This is a genomic window from Nocardia sp. NPDC059154 (assembly GCF_042755705.1).
Taxonomy (GTDB): domain Bacteria; phylum Actinomycetota; class Actinomycetes; order Mycobacteriales; family Mycobacteriaceae; genus Nocardia.
The window spans coordinates 130540-141515 of sequence record NZ_JBHZCS010000018.1 but is presented as its reverse complement, the minus strand read 5'-3'; the positions used below and the strand labels follow the sequence as shown (position 1 = coordinate 141515).

12 protein-coding genes are annotated in these 10976 nt (G+C 66.6%); 5 read left to right on the top strand and 7 right to left on the bottom strand.

All coding sequences use genetic code 11. The features are described from left to right. Positions 1-182: transposase family protein (locus tag ACFXN1_RS17950; protein ID WP_379463630.1), on the bottom strand; the 182-nt coding region annotated here is incomplete at its 3' end. Positions 183-255: 73 nt separating this feature from the next. After that, the gene (locus tag ACFXN1_RS17945; protein ID WP_379439795.1) at positions 256-1359 is read right to left on the bottom strand and encodes an MFS transporter; all 1104 of its coding nucleotides are present in this window, start codon (positions 1357-1359) and stop codon (positions 256-258) included. A gap of 17 nt (positions 1360-1376) precedes the next feature. Here ACFXN1_RS17945 and ACFXN1_RS17940 point away from each other — a divergent pair, with 17 nt between their 5' ends. Further along, positions 1377-2456: a PLP-dependent aminotransferase family protein gene (locus ACFXN1_RS17940; protein ID WP_379439794.1), complete on the top strand. Its 1080-nt coding sequence runs from the start codon at positions 1377-1379 to the stop codon at positions 2454-2456. An 86-nt stretch (positions 2457-2542) separates the two neighbouring features. After that, positions 2543-2932 carry a RidA family protein gene (locus ACFXN1_RS17935; protein ID WP_379439792.1) on the top strand — a complete coding sequence of 130 codons (390 nt, stop codon included), beginning with the start codon at positions 2543-2545 and terminating at the stop codon, positions 2930-2932. A 29-nt stretch (positions 2933-2961) separates the two neighbouring features. On the opposite strand, the gene ACFXN1_RS17930 is transcribed toward ACFXN1_RS17935, so the two are convergent. After that, positions 2962-3618, bottom strand: coding sequence for a hypothetical protein (locus ACFXN1_RS17930; RefSeq protein WP_379439791.1), 657 nt, complete (start codon positions 3616-3618; stop codon positions 2962-2964). A gap of 19 nt (positions 3619-3637) precedes the next feature. Next, entirely contained in the window at positions 3638-4300 is a 663-nt protein-coding gene (locus ACFXN1_RS17925) for a lysophospholipid acyltransferase family protein (protein ID WP_379439789.1), read from the bottom strand. 26 nt (positions 4301-4326) lie between these two features. Here ACFXN1_RS17925 and ACFXN1_RS17920 point away from each other — a divergent pair, with 26 nt between their 5' ends. Together ACFXN1_RS17920 and ACFXN1_RS17915 are read left to right on the top strand one after the other, a co-directional pair. After that, positions 4327-4770, top strand: coding sequence for a hypothetical protein (locus ACFXN1_RS17920; RefSeq protein WP_379439788.1), 444 nt, complete (start codon positions 4327-4329; stop codon positions 4768-4770). Between the two features lie 237 nt (positions 4771-5007). Further along, positions 5008-6732, top strand: coding sequence for an amidohydrolase family protein (locus tag ACFXN1_RS17915; RefSeq protein ID WP_379439800.1), 1725 nt, complete (start codon positions 5008-5010; stop codon positions 6730-6732). A 15-nt stretch (positions 6733-6747) separates the two neighbouring features. Here the strand turns inward: ACFXN1_RS17915 and ACFXN1_RS17910 are convergent, their stop codons facing one another. Beyond that, positions 6748-7776 carry an AraC family transcriptional regulator gene (locus ACFXN1_RS17910; RefSeq protein ID WP_379439787.1) on the bottom strand — a complete coding sequence of 343 codons (1029 nt, stop codon included), beginning with the start codon at positions 7774-7776 and terminating at the stop codon, positions 6748-6750. Between the two features lie 438 nt (positions 7777-8214). On the opposite strand from ACFXN1_RS17910, the gene ACFXN1_RS17905 reads away from it, so the two are divergent. Further along, positions 8215-9030, top strand: a complete 816-nt coding sequence (locus ACFXN1_RS17905) for an SDR family oxidoreductase (protein ID WP_379439785.1) — start codon at positions 8215-8217, stop codon at positions 9028-9030. Positions 9031-9072: 42 nt separating this feature from the next. Here the strand turns inward: ACFXN1_RS17905 and ACFXN1_RS17900 are convergent, their stop codons facing one another. Continuing rightward, complete coding sequence (locus ACFXN1_RS17900; RefSeq protein WP_379439803.1) at positions 9073-9735, bottom strand: hypothetical protein; 663 nt, start codon at positions 9733-9735, stop codon at positions 9073-9075. A gap of 66 nt (positions 9736-9801) precedes the next feature. Next, positions 9802-10971, bottom strand: a complete 1170-nt coding sequence (locus ACFXN1_RS17895) for an acyl-CoA dehydrogenase family protein (protein ID WP_379439784.1) — start codon at positions 10969-10971, stop codon at positions 9802-9804. Positions 10972-10976: the final 5 nt, after the last annotated feature.

Below are 10976 nucleotides of genomic sequence, written 5' to 3'. Positions count from 1 at the left end.
ACCGCCGCGAGTTGACGCATCGTCAGGTTCGTCCGCCAGTAGGTGGCCACCAGTAACACCCGGTCTTCGAAACACAACCCCCACGGTCGGCCCCGTAACGGCCGGTCGATGCCCTCGCGCCGCAACCCGGTGATCAGGCGAGCGAACGTGCGTGGCCGCAGCCCGGAGAACAACTCCACCATCACCGGATCTGTCGCCGAGATCACCACCGGAGAAACGATACCCGTTGCCGCTCAATGACTTACGGGACATCTCTTAGGCAGTGGCGAGCCGGGGAGTCCGGGCTCGGCCGCCGAGGATCAACAGGGCGGCAAGGATCGAACCGCCCCCGAGCCAGAGGACGCTGAGCGGGCCCGCGTGGTCGACCGCGATGCCGCCGGCCAGCGCGCCCAGGGCGATCGAGAAATTGAAGGTCGAGACGAACAGCGACGACGCCGCTTCGGTGGTGTCCGGGGCGGCCCGCAGGATGCGGGTCTGGAAGGTGACGGGGACGGCGCCGTAGCCGAGGCCCCAGAGCATCAGGATCGCGCCGGCGGCAATGACATTCATGTCGAAGAGCGCGAGCGCGGCCATGGCCGCGACCAGCAGCACCCCGATGCCGAGGGTGGTGCGCCGCAGGCTTTTCGCGACCAGGGCGCCCGCGAGGAAGTTGCCGCAGATGCCGGCGATGCCGAACACCAGCAGCAGCACCCCGGTCGCGCGATCGTCGACGCCGTGCTCGTGCAGGATCGGGCGCACGAAGGTGTAGGCCAGGAAGTGGCCGGTGATCACCAGGAAGGTCAGGATCAGCGCGAGGCGCAGGGCCGCATTGGATTTGAACACGGCCGGCAGGTCCCGCAGGTGGACCGACTGCTCGCCCGGCAGGCTCGGCATCAGGAAGACCATGCACACCACCGAGGTCAGGCCGAGCACCCCGATCGCGGCGAAGGCGGTGCGCCAGCCGCTCAGGTCGCCGAGGAACGTGCCGGTGGGAACGCCCAGCACCGAGGCGGTTTCGACACCGCCGAAGATGACCGCGGTGGCGCGGGCGACCTGATGCTCGGGCACCAGCCGCAGCGCGATGCCGCCCGCGATGGACCAGAAGCTACCGACGGCGATGCCGACCAGGAATCGGGCGATGAGCACGACCGTGAAACTCGTTGCGAGACTGGAGGCCAGGTTGGCCGCGCCCATCAGGCCGATGAGGGCCGCCAGCACGATGCGGCGGTCGACGTGCCCGGTGAGCACGGTGATGATCGGCGCGGACAGGGCCGCGACCAGGCCGGGAACGGTGACCATCAGCCCGGCGACGCCCTCGGAGACATGCAGCGCGGAGCCGACCGGGGTGAGCAGGCCGACCGGCAGCAGCTCGGAAGTCATCAGGGCGAAGATGCCCAGTGTCACCGCGAGGACGGCCGGCCAGCCCCGGTAATGCGGCGGCGTTTCCGCGCACCGACTGGGTGGCCTCGACCCGCCGGTCGCTGGCGGCCGCGCCCAATGACGCGTTCGGCGTGGGGGATCCGCGCGGGCGGGTGGAATTGCGGCGCACGGTGGCGGAGTATCTGAGCCGGGCGCGGGGCGTGCGGGCCGAACCCGAGCGGATCATCATCTGTTCCGGCTTCGCGCACGGGCTGCAGCTGCTGTGCGATGTGCTGGACGGGCCGATGGCCATGGAGGCGTACGGACTGGATTTCTATCGAGACATCCTGCACGGCAAGGGGATCAAGTCGATTCCGATCTCGGTGGATCACCGTGGCGCTGCGGTGGACGAGCTTGCGGGCACCGACGCCCGGGCCGTGCTCCTCACCCCGGCACACCGGTACCCCACGGGCGGCCCGCTGCATCCGGAACGCCGGGCGGCCGTGCTGGATTGGATACGCGCGTCCGGTGCGGTGCTGCTGGAGGACGACTACGACGGCGAGTTCCGTTACGACCGGCAGCCGGTCGGCGCGCTGCAGGGCCTGGACCCCGATCGGATCGTCCACCTGGGTTCGGTCAGCAAGAGCCTGTCCCCCGCGCTGCGGCTGGGCTGGATGGTTCTCCCCGACTCACTGATCGACGATGTCCTGTCCGCCAAGGGAAGTCGTGAAATGTGGGTCGGCGTGGTCACCCAGTTGGCCCTCGCCGACTTCCTCTCCTCCGGCGCATACGACCGCCACCTCCGCCGCACCCGCGCCACCTATCGCCGCCGGCGCGATCTCCTGGTTCGCACCCTGGCCCAGCGGGCCCCGCACATCCGGGTCAGCGGCATTGCCGCCGGACTGCACGCAGTCCTCGAATTGCCGGACGGCACAGAGGATTCCACCCTGCATGCCGCCCGCCACCGCGGTCTGGCCCTCGACGGCCTGCGCCGCTACCGTCACCCCGCCGCCCGCATGCCACACCGCGACGGTCTGGTCATCGGCTACGGCACCCCCTCCGACCACGGTTTCGGCCCCGCACTCGAAGCCCTGTGCCGGGCCCTGCCCGACCGATGACGCACCACTTCCGCAACGGCGTCGGCCTGTAGCGCGGAGGTGGCTCCAGTCTGCTGAACACTCCCGGCAGTGTGCAGAATAGGACGATGACCGTTCGACAGCTTGTTTCCTCAGGTGCCCAATGGGAGCCGATCGTCGGCTATTCGCGCGCGGTCCGCGTCGGCCGATGGATCGCGGTGGCCGGCACCACCGCCGCCACCCCCGACGGCCCGCCCGTGGGCGGCGACGATATCGCCGAACAAACCCGCGAGGCTCTCCGCCGAATTGCCGACGCCCTCACCGAAGTCGGCGCCTCCCTCGAAAACGTCATCCGCACCCGAATCTATGTCACCGACATCTCCCGCTGGGAAGAAGTGGGCAAGGCCCACGGCGAAGTCTTCGCGCACATCCGCCCTGCCGCCACCATGCTCCAAATCTCCCAACTGATCGACCCGGAACTCCTGGTCGAAATAGAAGCCGACGCGATACTCCCGTAGCCGCGTTCTTCCTGCACGCGTCGGAAATCTCAGTCGGCCCTTGGAGTTCGGCTCCAGGGGCTGCCCAGTGCCGTACGAGTGGAGTGGGAGCCCGGCTCGAGATTCAGGACATCCACGAGAGACGGGTCCTCGTCTATCGCGTGGTAGAGGTGCCCGATGGGGCCGTCGACGGTTGCGGCTGTGATCCCGGTCAGGTGCCAGAGGTTGTCCGCGGCGCCATTGGTGACCGAAACGATGGGCTCCCGCTTTTCGAAGACCTCGGTGGATTCGATGCACTGCGTCCCGAGGAGCCAGTGACGCATCCACCAGGCCCTGGGGTCCCGGTCCATGACATTGTCGACCACCCACCAGACGAAGGGGAGGTCGCCGTGGGCACGGGCCTGATCGGCGGTCAGGTCGGGGCCGCCCTCGGCAACATTCTCGAACGGGTCGTCGACCAGGGCGAAGGCATGCGTGTTGTCGTGCACGAACACCACCGCATGAAAGGTCCCGCCGCCAGGATTCCCCGCCCCGATTCCGACGGTGAACCGAGCGGCGTGCGGGTCGGCGCCAACCGTCCAGCCGAACGCGTAGGACGCGAGTTCGCCTCGGGGACCGATGAATTCACCGAATGCCCGGCGATCCATCCCGGTCGCCCCGGGTGTCGGTGCTTCGAGCAGTCGGCCTGGGATTACTTGCACATTCACCCAGCGACCCTAGCCGGAGTCAAGGGGTTTGGAGAGATTCGATTCGGTGGCGGAGGTGGTCCAGGAGTTTTTCGGGACTGTCGAAGTCGGCGGGGTCGATGGGCGTGCCGAAGTGGATGGTTACCGGGTGGCGGCGGTTGAACGGGCGCGCGGGGGTGGCGGCGCGGCGGATGGGGAGGACATTGTCGGTGCCGGTGGTGGCAACCGGGATGATGGGGACGCCGGTTGTCAAGGCCAGATTGGCTACGCCGGGTTTGTAGGGTTCGTGGTCGCCGGGCGGGACCAGTCGGCCTTCCGGGTAGATGATGAGCACACCGCCGTGGTGGAGAATTTGCTCTGCTTGGGCCATGGCATCGCGGCCGGAGTCGGAGTCGCGGCGAATGACAGGAATCTGACCCAGGCGACGGACAAGCCAGCCGATAACCGGCCAGGACCACAGTTCGGCCATGGCAATGGCGATGGCGCGGCGGCGGAGCGCTCCCCAGAGGAAAACCGCGTCGAGCATCGAGATGTGGTTGCTCGCGATGATGACCGGGCCGGTTTTCGGAATCCGGTCGCGGCCGATCACGGTGACGTGGACGAAGTTCGACCACGCCAGCGTGCGGAGAACGCGTCGGACCAGGTGCGTTGTCAGCCAGGCTCGTTTGCCCAGCCCTTTGGGGCGTCGTGCATCGGTGTTCATCGCTCTCCCACATGGATAGTCCGGCAATGGTTTTCATACTCGCCGGACGACGGGGTACGCGCCACCGCAGAACTACTCAGGGGCCGAACGGAAACCGTGAAATAGCCGATTGCTATGGCGATTTTTCGGGCGTAGCCTGGAGATTGCTGTACTCACAGCAGAATCGCAACAGAATTCAGCAAGGGGCGAGTGCTGCCATGACTGGAAACTGGTGGCGTCACACCGTTTTGTCCCAATTGTCCCGATCGCCGGGGAATGCCGCGGTGCTCTTCCTCGTCGTCGAAGACGGTACCAAGGTCATCACCTTCCCGAGACTCAACTGGGGATTCGTGGCGGTCGCGTCCGTCGCGGTGCTCGTATTCGCCATCGCAGTCCTGCTGCTGGTGAATTCCGCGCACTTCGAGGAACCACAGGCACCAGCACCGGCACCACCCGCATCATGCGAACCGTTCTGCCCCACGCCTAACTGAGCACTGCTCGCCGATCGGCAAGATGAGGATGAAAACCATTCCGCCGGAATCCGATTCGACCTCCGGCGTGGCGTCATGGAGTGCCGCGGCCTGGGACTGGACAGTCCCAGGCTGTGGCCCGGTATCGCGTGGGCCGCAACGATAATTTTCCGCCGCAATGAACCGTGACCAACCACACATTTCGGTTATAGCCTGTAAAAAACCCTCAACGGCGAGCTGAGGAACAGGGTGATGGCGATGGCTCGGTGCGACTTGGTGATACGCGGTGGCACGGTGTTCGACGGCACCGGGAAGCCGGCGGTCCGCGCGGATGTCGGGGTGACCGACGGCAAGGTCACGGTCATCGGCGGCGAGATTCCGGACGGGGAGCGCACGGTCGACGCCACCGGCAGATGGGTGATGCCCGGCATGCTCGATGTGCACACCCACTACGACGCCGAGGTGCTCGGGAATCCCGGATTGGGGGAATCGGTCCGGCACGGGGTCACCTCGGTCGTGCTCGGAAACTGCTCGCTGTCCACCGTGTATTCGGAGGCCGAGGACTGCGCCGACCTGTTCGCGCGCGTCGAGGCGCTGCCATGGGACGCCGTGCATTCGGCCGTCAAGGAGCACAAGGACTGGGACAGCCCGCACTCCTATGCGAAAGCCATCGCCGACCGCCCGCTCGGCGCGAATGTCGCTGCGTTCCTGGGACATTCGGATATGCGCGTCACGGTGATGGGCCTGGCCCGCGCGGTGGATGCCGCGGCACGGCCGACGGAGGCCGAGCTGACCCGCATGTGCGCCATGCTCGACGACGCCCTCGACGCCGGATTCCTGGGGCTGTCCACGATTCGCAGCTCGTTCTCCAAGCTGGAGGGCGTCCGATTCCCCACCCGGCAGCTGCCGTCCACGTATGCCACCTGGCGGGAGTACCACGCCCTCAATGCGATCCTGCGCCGCCGCGGCCGCGTGCATCAGAGCACGCCCAACCTCACCGCCCGCGCCGAGATCGCCCGCTACTTCGCCGAGAGCGCGGGCCGTTTCCGCAAGCCGCTCAAGACCACCCTCATCGCCGGCATGGACGTCAAGGCCGACCGTACCGTCGCCCGTGCCGCCACCACCGCGGCCTGGATCGTGAATACCGTTGGCGGAGCACGCTTCCGGTGGCAGCACCTGCCGGTCCCGTTCGAGGTGTATGCCGACGGCGTGGATCTGGTGGTGTTCGAGGAGTTCGGTTCCGGGGTCGCCGCGCTCAATATCCGCGATGTCATGAAGCGCGGCGAACTGCTGGCAGACGAATCCTATCGCCGCGATTTCCGCAAGGACCTGGCCAAGAAGTACGGCCCACGCGTGTGGAACCGCGACCTGTACGACGCGGTGATCGTGGCCTGCCCCGAGCCAGAGGTCGTCGGCAAGTCCTTCGGCACGGTAGCGGACGAACGCGGCATCCATCCGGCCGACGCCCTGCTGGATCTGGCGGTCACGCACGGCCCGAAGCTCCGGTGGCGCACCGTCATCGCCAATGACCGCGAGGAGGTCCTGGACCGGCTCCAGCGCTCGCCCATGATACAGGTGGGTTTCGCCGATTCCGGTGCGCACCTGCGCAATATGGCCTTCTACAACTTCGGGCTGCGTCTGCTCGAACGCGCGCACCAGCGTGGATTCCTGCCGCTCGAGACCGCGATCCACCGGGTCACGGGCGAGTTGGCGGACTGGTACGGCCTGGACGCCGGTCACCTGCGAGTCGGCGCCCGCGCCGATATCGCCGTCATCGACCCCGCCGGTTTCGACGGCTCCAGCAGCGCCTACGCCGAGGCGCCGTTCCCCGGCGTCGCGGGCCTGCAGCGCATGGTCAACCGCAATGACCGTGCGGTGGCCGCCACCGTGGTCGGCGGCCACCTGGTCTACGAATACGGCGAGTTCGCGCCCGGCTTCGGCACCACGCTGCACGCGGGCACCTTCCTGACCGCGCAGCACTGACACCGAGCGCCGCGGCTACACCAGCTCGGGCATCCTCCCGCGCGCGCGATACTCCTGGGGCGGACAACCCTGCCATCGCCGGAAGGCCCGGATGAAGGAGGCGGCCTCGGCGTAGCCCAGCCGCCCCGCCACCTGCTCGGTGGTCATATCGGTCCGGTCGAGCAGTTCCTCCGACAGCGCCTGCCGCACCTCGTCGAGCAGTGTGCGGAAGGAGGTGCCCTCCTCGTGGAGCCGCCGCGACAGCGTGCGCGCACTGACATACATCTCGGCCGCCACCGCCGACTGATCCGGAAGCACCCCCGGATTGCGGATCAGCAGATCCCGCACCGCGCCCGCGACGCCGGTACGAGCGTGGCGGCGGGCCAGCAGGTCCCGGCACATCTGCTCGCACCGACTGCGCGCCCACTCGTTGGCCTGCGGCAGCGCCACATCCAGGTGGGCGGCGTCGAACGCGAGTTCGGTGCCGGCCGCGCCGAAGTCCGGCTCCACCCCGAAGACCGACCGATATCGCGTGGTATCGGCGGGCGCGCCGTGCCGGAAACTCAAGCGCCGCACCGGAACTCCCACCGAGAACAATTCCCGGGCGATCACCTGAACACCGGTCATGACCCGCTCGCCCAGAAAGGCGCGGACATCCTCGGGAAACTCCCAATCATCGAACCGCAGCCGCCCTTCGCCGTCCGCCTCCTCGAAGCTCAACCGCCCGAAGGCGAAGGCCGGCTCCACGCAGTGCAGGGCAACCTGCACGGCGTCCCGCAGCGTGCGGCTGGCCAGCAGTGCCAGCCCCCACGGTCCGTGCAGCGAGACGCGATAGCCGAGCCCTGCCTCCACGCCCAGCCCCGATTCGTCCCCGAATCGGGCGAGCAGATTGTGCACCACCGTAAGTTCTTGCCGCGCAGACAGTTCCGCGTATCGATCGATCACCGCCTCGGGCGGCACTCCCGTGCCGGCCAGGCACTCCCCCACCGGCATCCCCCGTTCCTCCGCGAGCCGCGCCACGATGTGCACGCCGGAGGTGTTCCTGACTAGATCCCAGTCGAACATGTACGCGTCGTCCTCTTCGACTACTCCCGACCAAATGTCTGTTCCCCATCGGGTTGGCGAAACATATCAACGAGAGACCGTCCGGTGTGGCGCAACCGGCAGATTCGAATGCGACACATGATGCGTTTCGGTCGACACGCGATTCGTCACGTAACAGCCGGTGCCCCCGTGCGATTCACCCACATCCGGTCCGGACGACGACCAGCAATCGAGGCCTGCCCACCATGAGCGTCACCGCCATCCTGCTAATTCCCGCGCTGACGGCACCCGCCTTCGGCATCGGCATTTGGCTCGGCATCCGGTCGGTTACCAGCGAGTCGGCTGCGGAACGCCGCCAGGCCCACTGCACCGAGGTCCTGCGTTCATGGCCCGACATCCAGACGCAACACCGACCCACCACCTGGCCGGAGTCCCGCCGAGCCCGATAACGTCTGCCGTATGAGCAGCAACACGACCCGTACCGTGGTGGTCACCGGCGCGTCCTCCGGCATCGGCAAGGCCACCGCCGCTGCCTTCGCGGCCCGCGGCCACAAGGTGATCGGCACCAGCCGCAACCCCGACTCCATCGCCGCCGCCGACCGCGTGGCCGGAGTCGAATACCGCGCACTGGACATCACCGACCTCGCCTCGATCGACCGCTTCACCACCGAACTCGGCGCGATCGACATACTGATCAACAACGCCGGAGAGAGCCAGGCCGGACCGCTCGCCGAACTGCCCCGGGAAGCGATCGAAAGGCTGTTCCAGCTCAACGTGTTCGGTGCGGTATCGCTGACACAGGCGGTGCTGCCCGGGATGCGCGAGCGAGGCTACGGGCGGGTTGTCATGGTCGGTTCCATGCTGGGCAGCTTCCCCATGCCCTACCGCTCCTCGTACGTTGCGACAAAGGCGGCACTGCGCGGATTCGCGACCGCCGCCCGTTTCGAAGAGTCGCCGTACGGGGTCTGGATCACCACCGTGGAACCCGGCCAGATCGACACCGGCCTGAGCGAGCGACGGATGAAGTACATCGCTGACGGCTCTCCGCACGCCGCAGAATTCACCAAGTTCATGGCCAAGCTCGACAGCCAGATGAGCAAGGGGATCCCGCCCGAGAAGGTCGCGGAAACCATTGTGGCAGCAGCCGACTCGGACCGGCCCAACCCGCTGTACGCGGTAGGAAGCAATGCCCCGCTGATGTTCGCAATTCGCCGCATCCTGCCCCGCACTGCGATGGAGCGGCTGATCGCTACCGCCCAAGGGCTCAAACGATAAGAACCAAAAGCCGAAGAAGCCAAGAACCAAAGAGAGAAAAGATCAAAGGACGAAAGATGCCTGGAGGAGAGACGGGGCCGAGCTTGCGAGGCCGAACTCACCTTCCAGCCCCACCATTTTGAAGCTCGACGTCGGTGCGTCTGTAGAAGGTGATCCGTGCCCGGGCCGGGATCGGCGGCTAGCGGCTCCCAACTTGGTGTGAGCCCCAGTCCGGTAGACATCCCAGGTCCGTAGGTTGTCAAGCGGCGGTGGTGTTTTCGAGGTGGTGTGACAGGCGGCTGTCTCGTCGGAGTGACTGCGGGTCCTGAGGCAGCCGTGCAGTATGCCGACGAGCCGGTTGGCCAGTTGACGTAGTGCGGCGTGGTGGCCGAGGCCGCGGGCGGTGCAGGCAGCCCGAAGGGCCCCACCTTCGGTGAGGCTCGACCGGCGGGTTAGACATCCCAGGGCCGTTTGAGCGAGGAATGTCGAGGTCTGCTTCACTCCCGCTTTTTCGGGCAGGTTGCGGTTCTCGACCTCACGAATCAGTTTGTGCTCGAACGCGGCCATGCGACGGCGGTGGCTTTCCCATTCCCGCATCACGTCCAGCAGGTCGTCATCACCGATCGGCCCCAGCGGATCCTGAATCAGCACATCGAGCGCGTCACCCACCACACCGACCGCGTCCACCGCGGTGATGTCGTCGATGATTTGCCCGCCCCAATCCATACCCCCATTCTACCGCTCGAAGATCATTCAATGAATCCGAATTGTCCAGTATCGCAATATGATTCGTTAATTACCACCCCGAGACCGGTCGGTCAAATTCAGGTCACGGCCGATTATCTCGCGCATAATCTCGGAGGTTCCGCCATACACACGAGTAATACGCGCATCAGCCGCCGCCCGCGCAATCGGATACTCGCGCATGTACCCATACCCACCGAACAACTGCTGACACCGATCGATACACCGGAATTCCATCTCCGAAGCCCACAGTTTGGCCTTGGCCGCATCGGCCGGCGTGAGCCGACCGGCGTTCAGCTCGAGCACGCACTTGTCGATGAACGCCTCGGCGACCGAGACCTCGGTGGCAACATCGGCGAGGGCGAACTTGGTGTTCTGAAACCCCCCGATCGGCTGCCCGAAAGCCTCACGGCCGCCGACGTATTCGATGGTCGTGCGCAGCGCCACCCGCGCCCGCGCCAGACAGGCCACCGAGATCTGCATGCGCTCCTGAGCCAGCTTGCGCATCAGGTATTCGAAGCCGCGCCCCACCTCACCCAGCACATTCTCCTTGGGCACGCGAACGTCGGTGAAGCTCAACTCGGCCGTGTCCTGCGAGTGCAAGCCGAGTTTCTCGAGGTTGCGCCCCCGTTCGAAGCCCGCCATCCCGCGTTCCAGCACCATCAGGGTCACGCCCTTGTGCCGCTCGGCGGAGGTCCGGACCGCCGTGATCACCAGATCGGCATTGATCCCATTGGTAATGAACGTCTTCGCGCCGTTCACCAGGAAGTGATCGCCCATATCCACTGCGGCCGTCCGGATTCCGGCGACATCCGACCCCGCGCCCGGCTCGGTCATGCCGATCGCGGCGATCAGCGTCCCCGCTACGAATCCCGGCAGCCACCGCTGCCGCTGCTCCTCGGTGGTCAGTTCCACCAGATATGGCGTGCAGATGTCATTGTGCAGCGCGAAATTCAGCCCGACTCCCGCGCCGTCGCCCGCCATGAATTCCTCGATGAGGATCTGATTGAAGCGGAAGTCCGCCACCCCCAGCCCGCCGTAGGTCTGCGGTACCGCGAATCCGAGCAGCCCCAGCTCGCCCGCCCGCGCGAAGACCGAGCGCGGCACGATCCCCGCCTCTTCCCACTCCAGATAGTGCGGCGCGACCTCCTTGCGCACGAAACCCCGTGCCAGTTCGGCGAATGCCCGATGGTCGTCCCCATAGTGCCCACGTTCCATGGACC